Source organism: Vibrio sp. 10N.261.55.A10 (assembly GCF_041470825.1).
GTDB classification, from domain to species: Bacteria; Pseudomonadota; Gammaproteobacteria; order Enterobacterales; family Vibrionaceae; genus Vibrio; species Vibrio crassostreae_C.
The window spans coordinates 75,170-91,102 of sequence record NZ_JBFRNC010000011.1 but is presented as its reverse complement, the minus strand read 5'-3'; the positions used below and the strand labels follow the sequence as shown (position 1 = coordinate 91,102).

Genomic DNA, 15,933 nt, shown 5'->3' with positions numbered 1-15,933 from the left:
TTATTTTTTAACCACACCAAGAATGGAAGTTACTATGGATCTCGCCTTTGATCGCCAGCATATCTGGCATCCCTACACATCAACGTTAACACCTCTGACCTGCTACCCAGTCACCAACGCAGACGGTGTTTACCTAGAATTAGAAGGCGGAAAACGAATTATTGATGGTATGTCATCTTGGTGGTCAACCATCCACGGCTACAATCATCCAGAGCTAAACGCTGCAGCTCATAGTCAAATCGATAAGGTTTCACACGTTATGTTTGGTGGCATCACCCACCAGCCCGCTATCGATCTATGTAAGAAGCTTTTGAATCTCGCGCCAAGTAATCTTGAGCATGTATTTTTGGCCGATTCAGGTTCAGTTGCCGTAGAGGTTAGCCTCAAGATGGCATTGCAATATTGGCACGCTAAAGGACAACCTCGTTCAAAGTTCCTCACACTAAGAGATGGCTACCACGGTGATACCTTTGCGGCGATGTCAGTGACCGACCCTGACAATTCGATGCACAGCCTCTACAAAGGCTTTTTGCCGGAACATATTTTCGCTGATTCGCCAAAAACAGGCTTTTGGGATGAGTGGAACTCAAGTGACATCGATAGTTTTCGAGAAAAGCTGGCAGCACACCATCAAGAAGTCGCAGCGGTGATCTTAGAGCCTATCGTTCAAGGGGCTGGCGGCATGCGCATCTACCACCCTGAGTTCCTAAAACAAGTTCGCTTGCTGTGTGATGAATTCAACGTATTGCTGATCTTGGATGAGATTGCGACCGGATTTGGCCGCACAGGGGAACTGTTCGCTTGTGAGCATGCCGATGTTCAACCGGACATATTATGCGTAGGCAAAGCTTTAACTGGTGGCTATATGACATTGTCAGCGACGCTTGCGAGTAAGGAAGTAGCTGACACGGTATGTGGCGGTGAAGCGGGCTGCTTTATGCACGGGCCAACATTCATGGGTAACCCATTAGCTTGCGCAGTCGGTGCGGCAAGTTTATCCATCATCGAGCAAGGTCATTGGAAAAATCAAACTCAACAGATCGAACAGCTTTTCTCTGAGTTGCTACCACCATTGCGAGAGCATGATCTTGTCAAAGACGTTCGCTGGTTGGGCGCGATTGGCGTCGTTGAAACCCACACACCTGTCGATATGGAAACCATCCAAGCTCACTTTGTAGAGCAAGGCGTTTGGGTCCGTCCGTTTGGTAAGCTAATTTATATGATGCCTCCGTTTATTATCAAACCACAACATATTGAGCAATTGGTCGCTGCTATCGACACTGCATTACAAAATACTCATTGCTTTAAATAAGGCGTTTATTGCTCTAAACAAGAGCGACGATTATTTCTATATATCTTCATTAATAAATCATTTAATTAAACTAAAAGGCCTTACATAAAAGTAAGGCCTTAACTGCTTGAAGGTAACCGTCAGTTTAACGTAATTGGCTATCTTTACTTGCTCGACGGTTAAACAATGAATGTCGATGTGCGTCATGCTCTAATATTGACTGACATTCTATACACAAACGAACGCCTTTGATCGCGCGTCGTCTTTGTTCCGGAATCTCATCACCACACTCATCACAATAACGCAAACCCTCACCACCTCGAAGGTTTCCTCTTACACGAGAGATCTCATCATCAATGGTATTTTGTATTTGCTGGCTGACACTATCGTCACCAGCCCATCCTACGGCCATAAGCCCTCCTCAGTATTTGAACGAGAAAATCTATACCTACCGCGGTAAGAGCATATTATAGCCACATTTAAGGATTGTAATAATTATCAAAATCAATAAAACACTATTACACATAGGTAACAAAAATTATTTATTTCTCGCCACTGCACTATTCTATAGGCAATAAAAAACCCAGCCTGTTGGCTGGGTTTTATAAGTAACCTAATGCTTAATCAATCTAATTAACCGATGTGCGTTACGCCGCCCATGTATGGCTGAAGTACTGTTGGGATAGCAATACGGCCATCTGCTTCTTGGTTGTTCTCAAGAATAGCAACCATAGTACGACCAACAGCAAGACCAGAACCGTTTAGTGTGTGTACAAGTTCAGGTTTCTTCTCGCCTTTACGACGGAAACGAGCTTGCATACGACGCGCTTGGAAATCCCACATGTTTGAACAAGAAGAAATCTCACGGTAAGTCTCTTGTGCTGGAACCCATACTTCTAAGTCGTAAGTTTTCGCAGAACCGAAGCCCATGTCACCTGTACATAGAATCACTTTACGGTAAGGAAGCTCTAGAAGTTGAAGTACTTTCTCAGCGTGGCCAGTTAGCTCTTCAAGCGCTGCCATTGAGTCTTCTGGCTTAGTGATTTGTACTAATTCAACTTTGTCGAATTGGTGCATACGGATAAGACCACGAGTGTCACGACCGTAAGAACCCGCTTCAGAACGGAAACATGGCGTGTGAGCTGTCATCTTAAGTGGCAGTTCAGCTTCATCAGTAATCGTGTCACGAACCATGTTCGTTACCGGTACTTCCGCAGTAGGGATAAGCGATAGAGTCTTAAGAGGCACGTCACTTACTTGCTCAGTTAGCGGGCTTGTGTGGAACAAGTCTTCGCCGAACTTAGGAAGTTGACCAGTACCGTAAAGGCTATCGTGGTTCACTAGGTACGGTACGTACATTTCTGTGTAGCCGTGCTCATCAGTGTGAAGGTCCAGCATGAACTGAGCAATAGCACGGTGTAGACGTGCAAATTTGCCTTTCATCACGATGAAACGAGAACCCGAGATTTTAACTGCGCTAGCAAAATCAAGACCGCCAGACATTTCGCCAAGATCTACGTGATCTTTCACTTCAAAGTCGTAAGTCTTAGGTTGACCCCAACGAGAAACTTCTACGTTATCATCTTCATCTTTACCATCTGGCACTTCTGCATCAGGTAGGTTAGGAATAGACATTGTGATCGTTTCTAGCTCAGATTGAAGATCAGCCAATGCTACTTTAGCTTGGTCTAGTTCTGCGCCTAAGTTGCCTACTTCTGCAAGGATACGCTCAGCTTCTTCATGGTCGCCTTTTGCTTTCGCTTGACCAATGGACTTCGATCGAGAGTTACGTAACGCTTGTAGCTCTTCAGTTTTCATCTGAAGGGACTTACGTTTTTCTTCAAGTTCACGAATTGTCTCTACATCAAGGGTGAAGCCTCGACGTGCTAATTTTGCCGCTGTTTCATCCAGCTCAGCTCGAAGTAATTTAGAATCCAGCATTGCTAATCCTATGCTTTAGTTATTTGAATATTCAGTAGTTTGCTACTGAATCACTGCTAAACCCCTAAAACTGGTGCTATTTCGACCAATTTATAACGATTTAATTGAAATTTTATGACTAGGTAACGATATCCAAAAAAGACTACTTTTCATAGCGTTTTTGTGGGCTTTTTGCGTCCAAATCCGCCAGATAATCTAGCTTCTCGCCAATTTTGCTCTCTAAGCCTCGTTTTGTTGGGAAATAGTATTGTTTCTCTCCCATTTCAGGAGGCAGATATTTTTCACCCGCCGCGTAGGCTCCTGGTTCGTCATGAGCATAACGGTATTCTTGCCCGTAGCCCATGTTCTTCATCAAAGTTGTCGGTGCATTTCGCAAATGATGCGGCACTTCATATTCAGGAAGATTGTGAGCATCTGTTAACGCTTGCTTCCACGCGGTGTAAACGGCGTTACTCTTTGGTGCACATGCGAGATAAACAACCGCCTGCGCAATCGCACGCTCGCCTTCAGCAGGGCCAATGCGCGTGAAGCAATCCCAAGCCGACATCGCTACCTGCATGGCACGAGGATCAGCGTTACCGATATCTTCAGAAGCAATCGCCAGCAAGCGTCTAACGATATACAAAGGATCACAACCCGCAGCAATCATTCGCGCAGACCAGTACAAGGCCGCATCAGGGTTTGATCCACGAATTGACTTATGAACCGCGGAGATTAGGTCGTACCAAATATCACCCTTGTTATCGAAACGAGCGACTTTCTCACCAGCCACTTCAGCCAACAACTGCAAGGTTATCGCTTTCTCGCCTTTATCGTTGTCTTCTGCCATGTCATACAGCAGTTCAAGGTAGTTAAGCGACATACGCGCGTCGCCGTTAACCAGTTCTGCAAGGCGATCTAAAACATTATCAGCAAAATCAGCAGGCACATCACCTAACCCACGTTGCTTATCTTCAATCGCTTGGCGAATAACGAGAGAAATATCATCTGTATTCAGGGAAGTCAGTTTGTAGACACGCGCACGTGACAACAAAGCGTTGTTCAATTCAAAAGAAGGGTTTTCTGTTGTCGCACCAATAAAGGTTACGGTGCCATCTTCGATATGAGGCAGAAAAGCATCTTGCTGACTTTTGTTAAAGCGATGGACTTCGTCCACAAACAGGATGGTTCTGCGCCCTGCTTGCTTGTTCTCGCGCGCTTTTTCAATTGCAATACGAATGTCTTTTACGCCCGAGGTTACCGCCGATACGCGTTCCACTTCAGCATTCGCATAGTTTGCTGCTACTTCGGCTAACGTCGTTTTACCGGTGCCCGGAGGCCCCCACAAAATCATCGAGTGGATATGGCCCGCTTCCAACGCTCTGCGAAGTGGTTTACCTGGGCCTAATATATGCTGCTGACCGATGTACTGTTCGACAGTTTCCGGTCTCATACGAGCAGCAAGGGGACGAAAATCTTCGTCCCCCGCAAAATCTAAGCTGTAATTACTCAATTGCAATCTCTTGATTCGTTGATGGCATTAATGCCTATCGACGTACTACCAAACGATCTGCTTGTTTAGATCAGTTTCTTTGGTCGTCGACCTCGACACCTTCCGGTGCCACAAAAGTAAAGCGGTCTGCTGCAGGTTTACCCAAGTCAACATTGCTAAAGGTAAACTCACCTTTTTGACCATCTTGTTCAATCACATTAAAGCCCTGAACAATGCCCTTTTCGGTGATGTTAATCTGGAAGTCGCCCTGATTAGAATCGACAGCGGTTGGCGTTAGCGTAAATTGGTTACCCGTTTGCGCCACGTTGTAGTTGTCCCAATCGCTTTCTTGGTTGCGTGTAAGCAGGACAAAAGGTGTTTGTGATGTCGCTTGCTCTTGCCAGTAAATGCTCACTTGCTCAATGAACGGGCTGTAGTACCACAAGCTTTGGCCATCAGATACCAACAAGTTTTCATCAGGAAACGTAGTCTCCCAGCGGAACAAGCTTGGGCGTGCAATCTCTACCATGCCCTCACCTTCCATCACCACATCACCATCAGGGCTAGTCACGACTTGTTTAAAGTCAGCGCTGAAGCCTGCGTTTAATGCCAAACGGCTACTCAACTCTTCTTTCGGAGAAGCAAACACTGAGAAGCTCATAAATAAAAGTGCGAATACTTTTTTCATCAATAATCCTGTTAGAACATAAGTCGGTCATATTTTCGATTTGACCGACTGAATAGTTATGAGTTCCTACCGGAACTAATCTTTTGGTGGCGCTGGTGCTAAGACTTCTCGGTTACCGTTATGACCTGGAGCACTTACTATACCTTGAGCTTCAAGTTGCTCGACAATACGTGCAGCACGGTTGTAGCCAATCTTGAATCGACGCTGTACGCCTGAAACTGAGCCACGACGTGAATGAACAACGTGTTCTACCACTTGATCAAACAGAGGGTCGACCTCTTCATCACCTTCCATCTTCTCACCCGGAAGCAAGGTTTCTGGGGTTTGTTCGCCGTTGGTGATTTCATCAATATAGTTTGGCTTACCACGCGCTTTCCAGTTATTCACGACTGCGTGTACATCGTCATCAGATGCAAAGGCACCGTGAACACGAGTTGTATGGCTAGAACCCGGTGGCAAGTAAAGCATATCACCCATGCCCAATAGTGATTCCGCACCACCTTGGTCAAGGATAGTTCGTGAATCCGTTTTAGTTGATACCGTAAAGGCCACACGGGTTGGAATGTTCGCTTTGATAAGGCCGGTAATAACATCCACAGATGGACGCTGCGTCGCTAGAATCAAGTGAACACCCGCCGCACGTGCTTTTTGTGCCAAACGTGCAATCAGTTCTTCAACCTTCTTACCAACCACCATGATTAAGTCGGCAAATTCATCAACGATAACCACAATGTAAGGCAGCTTCTCAAGCAATGGCGCTTCAGGATCCATACTGTCGCCCGGCTTCCACAGTGGATCGTGAATTGGGTGACCCGCTTCCGCTGCCATCTTAAGCTTATCGTTGTAACCTTTAATATTACGAACGCCTAGCGCTGACATCAGCTTATAACGGCGTTCCATCTCGCCAACACACCAACGAAGGGCGTTCGACGCATCTTTCATGTCGGTTACCACTTCAGACAATAGATGAGGAATACCCTCATAAACCGATAGCTCAAGCATTTTCGGGTCGATCATGATGAATCTAACATCTTCCGGTGATGCTTTGTAAAGCATACTCAGAATCATTACGTTCACACCTACCGACTTACCAGAACCGGTTGTACCCGCAACCAGAACGTGAGGCATTTTCGATAAATCAGCAATGACCGCTTCACCAGCGATGTCTTGTCCGAGAACCACTGTCGTTGGCGATTTCGCTTCTTGGAACTGAGGGCTAGCAACCACATCTGAGAAGAATACCGTTTGGCGACTCATGTTCGGCAGTTCTAAGCCAACATAAGGCTTACCCGGAATCACTTCTACGACACGTACAGCCAATGCAGAGAGCGAACGAGCCAAGTCCATAGAAAGGCCCGAAATACGGCTCACTTTCACGCCTGGAGCCAGATCAAGTTCGAATCGAGTGATTACTGGACCTGGGAAAATATCAACCACATCAGCTTTGATCTTATAGTCCGCTAGCTTAGATTCAACAAGGCGAGCAATCGCCTCTAATGCATCACGGTCAATAAAGGTTTCACGCTTTTCAGGGTGGAATAACAATTCAAGCGTTGGTAATGGCTCAGCAGGTTTCGGTAAATTAACATCTTGTTGAACCAAGAACGGGTTCTGCGCCGCTGCCATATTCGCTTGGGCTTCAGAAACAATGCTTTGGAATGCGGCGACATCTTGATCTTGATGCGAAGGTTCTTCTTCCGTTACCTCTTCCCAAGGAAGATCAACAGCTGGTTCTAGGTTTTGTGCTGTTGGCTGTTCAGGTTCTGAATGTTCTTCTTGATAAGGGAAAGGTTCAAACTGTTCTTCGATTAATGCTGCGTCAGCTAATTCAGCTTCAGCCTGTTCTGATTCAAGCTCTGAGCCCTGTTGGTAGCTTTGCTCTTCCGTAACATCAAACGGTGAAGGTTGTGCAGAGAAATCGTCTTCCACGGTTGCTTCTGGCTCGCCCATAGGTGAAGCGTATAAAGATTCAGGTTGAACATCTTCAGAACCAAATTCGCCATTTACTTGTGGTGAGCTATCTAATTCTGGTTCAGCACTTCTAAGGTCAGCATGAGCAGGGCCAACTTCTGGTTGTTCGTTCTGCATGTATTGTTGGTAAGCAACCTGAGAATCATGCGCGTCAACCTGATCTTGTTCTGCTAGGTCATCTTCATACATGGCCGCATTTTCTAGCTGCTCTATCGTTGCATTCAACTGTTTAGAGCGCTCAATACCTTCTTCTAGCGGTTCTTCTGGCGCTTGGTAAACAGCTGCTGCAGGGATCGTTTGCTCTGACTCAATTACCGCTTGAGGCTGAACCTGAGGTTCTTCATGAACAGGAGCTTCTTGTTTCGCAGGAGCATCGACAGGCATATGAATATTGTAATGACGCTTCGGCGATGCAGCATTGTCTCGCGCATTTGTCGCCACGTCTGCCGACTCATTGGTCGCAGAAAAACTCATCGCAGGATCTAGCGGATCATGCTCTGTTGATTCTTTGTTGCCTTCTATAGCAGGAACATCGCGGTAAGTTGGCGCTTGATGCTGCTGATGACGTTCTTCGATTAAATCGCGGTCTGCTGATTCTCTTAATTGAGGCTCAAGCAGCTCTTGGTCTTGGCCACGAGCCTTATTAACAGTAGACGTGAAAAATTTGATGGCACATTCACCCAACCATTCCACAATGCTTAGCCAAGAGATACCGGTTAATAGAGTGAAACCAGCACCCCATAAGAAAAGAAGAACCAGCGTACTACCAAGAACATTCAACGTTGGAAGTGCAAGGCTTGTTAAAACGTCACCTACCACGCCACCGGATGAAAAGTACCAGATGTCGTCAAAGTTGATATCCGCTAAACCACAACTCGTAAGAATTAGGATAGTCAGGCCAAGTAAGCGAGTGCCCCACAGCATGAAGTCGATCTGCTCGTCTTCATTACGTTTGCGGAATAAAACCCACGCAGCAACCGTCACTAAGATAGGCAGAGGGTAAGCCAAAGAGCCAAATACGAAGAAAAGCGTATCCGCCAACCAAGCACCTAGGTAGCCACCCGCATTTTGAATGTCACCACCCCACGCCGTTTGCGACCATGATGGGTCTGCAGGACTAAAAGTTAATAACGCAACGGCAAGTAGAATAGAGAAGAGAACACCGAGAATCAGACTGCACTCTTTGAGACGTTGAGAACCACTCAAACGAGGAGACTGAGGCTCTTCACTCGTTTTAATGATTGTTTCTACTTTATTACTGCTCTGCTTGAACATAAACCAACTTAATAATTAAACGGGATAAAAACATCTCGAGCGGCCAAAGCCGCTCGTTTCAATGAAACTACTGTTGATTTAACCATATCAAACAGAAAAACCCAATTCCAGAAAGCAAGAAAGCGGAACAAATGTCCGCTTTCTTTCATTTCACCAATTGTGACTAACGAGTTTTAATCACAAGTTGATTGGTTTGTTTCACTTCTTCCATTACTACGTAAGTTCGAGTGTCGTTTACGCCCGGTAGACGAAGTAACGTATCACCCAGTAGCTTACGGTAAGCACCCATATCAGATACACGTGTTTTTAGAAGATAGTCAAAATCACCCGACACTAAATGACACTCTTGGATGTCATCCAGTTTCTGCACAGCGGTGTTGAATTGTTCGAACACATCTGGCGCACCACGGTTCAACGTAATTTCAACAAACACTAAAAGTGAAGCATCAAGGTACTGTGGGTTCAGCAACGCTGTGTACCCAGTAATGTAACCTTGACGTTCTAAACGACGAACACGTTCAAGACATGGAGTTGGAGAAAGTCCTACTCGTTTTGAGAGTTCAACGTTTGAGATACGACCGTCTTTTTGCAACTCATTAAGAATGTTGCGGTCAATACGATCTAGTTCCTTGGACGGCTTCTTATAATTGTCTGCCATTTTTTATTCCACCTTATTACTTCCTTGCAAAAAAATATACTACAACTTTTTAATATTCAGTATCAAATTTTATCTAAACCTATCTATACTAGATATTAATTCGACAGAATTACCCTACATATAGATAAAACAACCAAAATAAAATGAGGAGTCAGGATGATCATTGGCGTACCTAAGGAAATCAAGAACCACGAATACCGCGTTGGTATGACCCCAGCTAGCGTGAGAGAACTAATCTCACACGGCCACCAAGTTTTTGTAGAAACCAATGCCGGTACTGGTATCGGTTTTTCAGACGATGATTACATCGCTGTAGGCGCATCCATTCTTCCTACTGCTGCTGACGTTTTCGCGAAAGCAGAGATGATTGTAAAGGTTAAAGAACCTCAAGCTGTCGAGCGAGCTATGCTTCGCGAAGGGCAAATATTATTTACCTATTTACACCTTGCACCAGATTTTCCACAAACTGAAGAGCTTATCAAGAGCAAAGCTGTCTGCGTAGCCTATGAGACTGTAACAGATAATATGGGTCGCTTGCCACTATTAGCACCAATGTCTGAAGTAGCTGGTCGTATGTCTATTCAAGCAGGTGCACAAACATTAGAGAAATCTAACGGTGGTTGTGGTCTTCTTCTTGGTGGCGTTCCAGGTGTTGAACCAGCAAAAGTTGTTGTTGTTGGTGGCGGTGTTGTAGGTGCTAACGCAGCACGTATGGCTGTAGGCCTTCGCGCTGATGTTACAATTCTTGACCGTAACGTAGATACACTGCGTCGACTTGATGAAGAATTCCAAGGTCGCGCAAAAGTGGTTTATTCTACTGAAGACGCCATTGAGAAGCATGTTCTAGAAGCAGACCTAGTAATTGGTGCAGTACTAATTCCTGGCGCAGCAGCTCCAAAATTGGTTACAAAAGAGCACATCGCTAAGATGAAGCCAGGTTCAGCAGTTGTTGATGTTGCAATCGACCAAGGCGGTTGTTTCGAGACTTCTCACGCAACCACTCACGCAGACCCAACTTACATTGTTGATGACGTAGTTCACTACTGTGTTGCAAACATGCCTGGCGCTGTTGCTCGTACTTCAACTTACGCACTAAACAATGCAACACTTCCTTACATTGTTAAGCTAGCGAACAAAGGCTACCGCGAAGCACTTCTATCTGATGAAGGCTTCCTAGAAGGTCTAAACGTTATTCACGGTAAAGTAACTTGTAAAGAAGTTGCAGAAAGCTTTGACCTTGAATACGTAGACCCAGCAGAAGCAATCGCAATGTTTAACTAATGATGTAATGACTAACTGAACGCAATAATCTTCTCGTTGAAGCGTTCAGTTAACTCATACACATTAAACAAAAAGCCAGTACGACATTATGTCGCGCTGGCTTTTTTGCATTAATGGATTTAGTTCGTAAAAACACGTAACAGTACGATTTACCACTAGCGCTCGATTTTAACCCCATGAATCAATAGATTTCTTGGCGTAATACTGCGTTCACAGAACTCTTCAATCGTAGCTTCATAACCTTGCTCTTGCAGATAGATAGCGCGATCTAAAGCCAGCCATATCTCTAATGGTCGTCTAAAGACTTGTTGAACCAAACTCAGCTTTTCCATTTCCCAGAAAAGCGCTTCGCCTTGAATCAAATAAGAGTCAAAATCAATATCTGAGCCCAGCGATAGCTCTTTCACTTCAGATGCCCAACGGCAGAAAGATTCAAAACCCTCAGCTAACTCTGATTTTTTGATGCTCGGTACAGGAATGTATTCGTCAATGTTAAGTTCAGCCTTAAGCAACTGGCTGAAGCCTAGACGATAGCTCATCTCTAGTTGACGATGTCTTTTTACTCTTTCACCACCAGTAACGGTTTCTTGAAGCGGGATTCTCAAGTCGCTCTTACTTAACGTTAATGCTGAGCTTTTCGCGATAGAAGACATCGCTTGATAGTTTTCGTCTCGAATAAGATGATAACAACAAGGAGAAATAGTGACCGCTGGTAGCCCATGTGACACTGACTTTTTAACTAGCTCAACATGAAGATCACCACAAGCATGAAGGGCCACGGCATGTTGGTACGAATTAAACACGTCATCGGCCTTGTCTGAAAACGCATCTCCTTGAACAAAATCCATCGCTAACTTCTGGTCATCCGCAATCTTTTGTCCGCTTTCGCATAACGATTGCTGCCATTCAAAGCTAGTGACTTTTTGATCCGATTGCTGAGATAGGATTCGACCAAGAAAGCCTTTACCAGAACACCATTCCAACCACTCTTTTCCATAATGGTTCTCAAGCACAGCTTCTCCCATCGAAACAATTTGTTGCAACTTTCTTCCAGGAATACCATCTCCAGTACCGCGAGCAAGCTTTAACCCGGCAAGTGTCGCTCTTTCAAACTGGATATTTTGGTTAACGGCATATAATTGAGGGAGGAAAAGAGTCAATTCATCGGCCAATAGCTGAGGCTGCTCTTTCAACGTTTGAATGCGCTGAATACTCAAGCCTTCTAACCAATCAACAAGAGGACGATTCACATTGCGCCATGGTGTTTGGTGAGTTCGACATAGATGGAAGGGCTCTGAACGCCAGTAAATCTGGTGCTCTAGCAAAAATGAATCGAGTATTTTAAATCGTGAATGCATGCTTCCCCCTATGATGCGTGGATTGTAGGGGTAAGAGGTCGAAATGGAAAGGCCCGATAAAGAAAACGAAAACTAAAAGCCCAAAAGAAAAACGGCCTGCAAATACAGGCCGAATAAGAATCAAAATTTACACGATGAGATTAACGAACTGGCAGTTCGATATCTTTAAACATCTCTTCGATCTCTTCGTTCGATTTTAAAGAGATAGCTTGTTCAACAACAGGTCGAGTTAAATGCGGGGCGAAACGCTCCATGAAATCAAACATGTACGAACGCAGGAAAGTGCCTTTTCTAAAGCCAATGCTTGTGGTGCTTGCACCAAATAAATGACTAGCATCAATAGCGACCAGGTCAGTATCTTGTTCTTGGTCGATGGCCATACTTGCAATGACACCAACACCAATGCCCATACGAACGTAGGTTTTGATTACGTCTGCATCGGTCGCAGTAAACACAACACGCGGTGTTAAACCTACTTTGTTAAACGCGGTATCAAGCTCAGAACGGCCAGTGAAACCAAATACATAAGTCACGAGAGAGTAAGCCGCAAGATCTTCGATCGTGATATTACGCTTCTGTGCCAGGGGATGATCTTTGGTCACGACGATCGAACGGTTCCAGTGGTAACAAGGCAGCATAATCGCATCTTGGTAAAGGTGTAGCGCTTCCGTTGCAATCGCAAAATTCGCTGTACCTTTAGCGACGGCTTCTGACATTTGGCTTGGCGTACCTTGGTGCATGTGAAGCGATACTTTTGGATAGCGCGCCGTGAAACCTTTAATCACATCAGGCAGTGCATAACGAGCTTGAGTATGAGTCGTTGAAATATTCAATGTACCCATCTCTGGATGTGTGTGTTCACCCGCTACCGCTTTAATGCTTTCAACGCGCGCCAAAATCTCTTGAGAGATACGAATGATATCCTCACCCGCTTGGGTAACCTGCGTTAGATGCTTGCCGCTACGCTCAAAAATCTGAATGCCTAGTTCGTCTTCAAGTAATCTAACTTGCTTACTAATGCCAGGCTGAGATGTGTACAAACTCTCTGCTGTAGCTGAAACATTTAGGTTATGGTTTACAACCTCAACAATGTACTTCAGTTGCTGTAACTTCATATCTAACCTCGTAATCCTTTACTCATTTCTGTGCTAACTTATTTGCAAAGAGAGCGTTATAGTCGCGTGTAATATAATTAATAGTTATAACGCTTCGAACACAAAAATGACAGGAAAATTGAGTTTTTCTAGCTTAACAAACAAAAACATCACTAACGCTTTGCAACCCAACCCTCATTCTCATACATTAGTTGGTAAGTTTTGATTGCCGATTTCGCTCAACAAGAGATAATCAGAAATTGCAATTTACGAGTGCCGATACACAATGGAATCGTGTATCCTCTCCAGTTAGCTATAGAAAATAATAAGCAGACTCAAATATATGAATATTGGTTTAATAATCGTCTTAGTAGCCGTTCTTTTGGTGTTAGTTTTAGGCTACAACATCATGCTTCAATATAAAGTTAAGGTAGAAACAGCGAAGAAACAGGAAGCTTCTCGTTATCTAACCATTATTGACGGTACAGAAGAACTGATTGGCAACGCTCATCACATGCCGTTTAGCCAAGATCTTCTTGTATGCTTAAACAATCGAATTCTTGATGCATTAGAAAACATGTATCAACTCGATCCAAAAAATAAGCAGCTTGCCCAACGCATTGAAAGCGTAAAACAACAAATCACTCAGCTAAAAGAGAACTACAAAGGTGGCGAGAGTACCGCTTTCCGCGTACCAAGTAGTGACAAGCAAGCGATCATGATGCTTAAGTTAGTTAAACGCCTGCGTGATACGGTGCGCAACGAGCACAATAAAGGCCGTTTCGAGACTCAAGCTTATGTGGTTGAAAATGCTCGCCTAGAAACAATTCAAATCCGTATTAACATTGAAAATGTTATCAAACGTGCAAACGATTCGATTTCTCGCGGACAACCGGGAACAGCGATTCAGCTATTACGCAAAGGTATTGATGCTTTGGCGACTAAGAACGACTCGTACTCTAATCAAGCCAAAGAAAAGCTTCAACAGATGCTTAACGAGCTTGACCAGAAACGCCAAGACAAAAACGCTCAAGATTTGCAGCAGATGGAATCTAAAGAACGAGAAGACGATATGGATGCCCTCTTCGGTCAGAAGAAGAAATGGTAACAGTCTAACTCAACACTTAAAGGCCGCCTTATTTACATTAAATAGGCGGCCTTTTTTGTAGCTGTTGAATTTCCTTTCTCTGTATAGGGAGATCTCTTGAGCTGTGATAAAATCCCCGCATTATCAACAAACTTTCCCTGACCATGTATCAAGAATTACTCGCTCCAATCCACTCTTTTCTTAAAGCCGAAACGCCAGATTCATGGATAGATGAAGCCAAAAAGCCAGAAAATCTTCACATCATTCTACGCGATCACATGCTGTGTGAACTTAAGGCGGCACAGAGTGCTTTATTCCTTATTCGCAAGTACGCCGTCGATAAAGAAAGCGCGAAGCAACTGAATGAATGGATTTTGCCATACGAGCAATTTGCTTACCGTCGTATCGGAGACTTAGAGTCTCTGCGTGGTAAAAGCAACGTATCCAAGCAAATCACAGCGAAAGAAGGCTGTAATTACGGTGCTGACCTAATCGATAAGATGGTTTTACTGATCAAAGAAGAGCTGCATCACTTCTACCAAGTCATGGAGTTGATGGAGAAGAAAGGCGTGACTTACCAGCCAATCGAGGCGGGTCGTTACGCTAAGGGCTTGATCAAACAAGTTAAGACTTACGAGCCTGATGCTCTGGTTGATAAGCTTATCATCGGTGCGTTTATTGAAGCTCGCTCTTGTGAGCGCTTCGCTAAATTGGCTCCTTTCTTGGAAGAAGACATGGAGAAGTTTTACGTGTCTCTACTTCGCTCAGAAGCTCGCCACTACCAAGACTACCTTGAGCTAGCAGAGCAGATCGCAGGGAAAGATATTTCAGAGCGTATTGCGCATTTTGCTCAAGTAGAAGCTGATCTTATCACTTCAGATGACAACGACTTCAAATTCCATAGTGGCGCTCCGGTTTAAGCTCCACACAGAACATTCAGTCCAGTTTAGACTAATCCAGACTAAAAAATTAAGGCCAGCAATTTGCTGGCCTTCTTTATTTATATCTCAATCCAAATATAGACTTAAGCAAGCGTACCGTTGATCTCTGCAAGTACAGCAGCAGGGTCTATCGCTTGCGTAATCGGACGACCAATAACAAGGTAGTCTGAACCTGATTCAATCGCTTTAGAAGGCGTCATGATGCGCTTCTGGTCACCCACATCTGCGCCGACAGGACGAATACCTGGAGTAACTAGCTTGAACTCTTGACCAAGTGCACCTTTAAGCAAAGAAGCCTCTTGTGCAGAACATACAACACCGTCTAAGCCAGAGTTTTTCGTTAGAGAAGCCAAGCGCATCACTTGTTGTTGTGGTTCAAGATCCAGACCGATACCCGCTAAGTCAGATTGCTCCATACTGGTGAGTACCGTTACACCGATTAACAGTGGACGATCTTTGCCATAAGGTTCTAAGATTTCGCGAGAAGCCGTCATCATACGCTCACCGCCACTTGCGTGTACGTTCACCATCCAAACACCCAGTTCAGCGGCAGCACGGACTGCTTTTGAACATGTGTTCGGGATGTCGTGGAATTTAAGGTCTAAAAATACTGAGAAACCACGCTTATGTAATTCACGAACAAATTCAGGGCCAAACAGGGTAAACATCTCTTTGCCCACTTTTAGGCGGCAAGATGCTGGGTCAATTCGATCGACAAAGGCTAACGCATCCGCTTGATTATCATAATCCAAGGCTACAATGATTTTTTGGTCGTTCATTTCATCTCCTAACGCAGTTAACTTTCTAAAAATTTCTAATCACCTAAGCAGGTGATAAATAACAGTCATAAAAATGCAGCCCGAAAGCTGCAATTAAT

Annotated in this window: 13 protein-coding genes; 4 read left to right on the top strand and 9 right to left on the bottom strand. The window is 44.5% G+C overall.

The features are described 5' to 3' along the window. Positions 1–34: 34 nt before the first annotated feature. Positions 35–1,312 (top strand): adenosylmethionine--8-amino-7-oxononanoate transaminase, encoded by a 1,278-nt coding sequence (bioA, locus tag AB4274_RS03445; RefSeq protein WP_372111004.1) that lies wholly within the window; start codon positions 35–37, stop codon positions 1,310–1,312. 124 nt (positions 1,313–1,436) lie between these two features. On the opposite strand, the gene AB4274_RS03440 is transcribed toward bioA, so the two are convergent. From AB4274_RS03440 to lrp, 6 genes are all read right to left on the bottom strand, one after another. Then, positions 1,437–1,703, bottom strand: coding sequence for a DksA/TraR family C4-type zinc finger protein (locus AB4274_RS03440; protein ID WP_017060251.1), 267 nt, complete (start codon positions 1,701–1,703; stop codon positions 1,437–1,439). Positions 1,704–1,924: 221 nt separating this feature from the next. Then, entirely contained in the window at positions 1,925–3,232 is a 1,308-nt protein-coding gene (serS, locus tag AB4274_RS03435; protein WP_017107656.1) for a serine--tRNA ligase, read from the bottom strand. A 142-nt stretch (positions 3,233–3,374) separates the two neighbouring features. Continuing rightward, the gene (locus AB4274_RS03430; RefSeq protein WP_372111002.1) at positions 3,375–4,730 is read right to left on the bottom strand and encodes a replication-associated recombination protein A; all 1,356 of its coding nucleotides are present in this window, start codon (positions 4,728–4,730) and stop codon (positions 3,375–3,377) included. 64 nt (positions 4,731–4,794) lie between these two features. Then, positions 4,795–5,391, bottom strand: coding sequence for an outer membrane lipoprotein chaperone LolA (gene lolA / locus AB4274_RS03425; protein WP_372111000.1), 597 nt, complete (start codon positions 5,389–5,391; stop codon positions 4,795–4,797). Between the two features lie 75 nt (positions 5,392–5,466). Further along, entirely contained in the window at positions 5,467–8,637 is a 3,171-nt protein-coding gene (locus AB4274_RS03420; protein WP_372110997.1) for a DNA translocase FtsK 4TM domain-containing protein, read from the bottom strand. Positions 8,638–8,800: 163 nt separating this feature from the next. Then, positions 8,801–9,295 (bottom strand): leucine-responsive transcriptional regulator Lrp, encoded by a 495-nt coding sequence (gene lrp, locus AB4274_RS03415; RefSeq protein ID WP_004734558.1) that lies wholly within the window; start codon positions 9,293–9,295, stop codon positions 8,801–8,803. 156 nt (positions 9,296–9,451) lie between these two features. Here lrp and ald point away from each other — a divergent pair, with 156 nt between their 5' ends. After that, positions 9,452–10,576: an alanine dehydrogenase gene (gene ald, locus AB4274_RS03410; protein WP_017060246.1), complete on the top strand. Its 1,125-nt coding sequence runs from the start codon at positions 9,452–9,454 to the stop codon at positions 10,574–10,576. A 155-nt stretch (positions 10,577–10,731) separates the two neighbouring features. Here ald and AB4274_RS03405 read toward each other — a convergent pair whose 3' ends face one another. Next, positions 10,732–11,934 (bottom strand): methyltransferase, encoded by a 1,203-nt coding sequence (locus AB4274_RS03405; protein ID WP_372105243.1) that lies wholly within the window; start codon positions 11,932–11,934, stop codon positions 10,732–10,734. A 140-nt stretch (positions 11,935–12,074) separates the two neighbouring features. Then, positions 12,075–13,049 carry an HTH-type transcriptional regulator CysB gene (cysB, locus tag AB4274_RS03400; protein WP_017068083.1) on the bottom strand — a complete coding sequence of 325 codons (975 nt, stop codon included), beginning with the start codon at positions 13,047–13,049 and terminating at the stop codon, positions 12,075–12,077. A 322-nt stretch (positions 13,050–13,371) separates the two neighbouring features. On the opposite strand from cysB, the gene AB4274_RS03395 reads away from it, so the two are divergent. Further along, positions 13,372–14,136 carry a hypothetical protein gene (locus tag AB4274_RS03395; protein WP_017060243.1) on the top strand — a complete coding sequence of 255 codons (765 nt, stop codon included), beginning with the start codon at positions 13,372–13,374 and terminating at the stop codon, positions 14,134–14,136. Positions 14,137–14,279: 143 nt separating this feature from the next. Next, complete coding sequence (miaE, locus tag AB4274_RS03390) at positions 14,280–15,035, top strand: tRNA isopentenyl-2-thiomethyl-A-37 hydroxylase MiaE (RefSeq protein ID WP_050644556.1); 756 nt, start codon at positions 14,280–14,282, stop codon at positions 15,033–15,035. A gap of 104 nt (positions 15,036–15,139) precedes the next feature. Here miaE and pyrF read toward each other — a convergent pair whose 3' ends face one another. After that, the gene (pyrF, locus tag AB4274_RS03385; protein WP_017078954.1) at positions 15,140–15,835 is read right to left on the bottom strand and encodes an orotidine-5'-phosphate decarboxylase; all 696 of its coding nucleotides are present in this window, start codon (positions 15,833–15,835) and stop codon (positions 15,140–15,142) included. Positions 15,836–15,933: the final 98 nt, after the last annotated feature.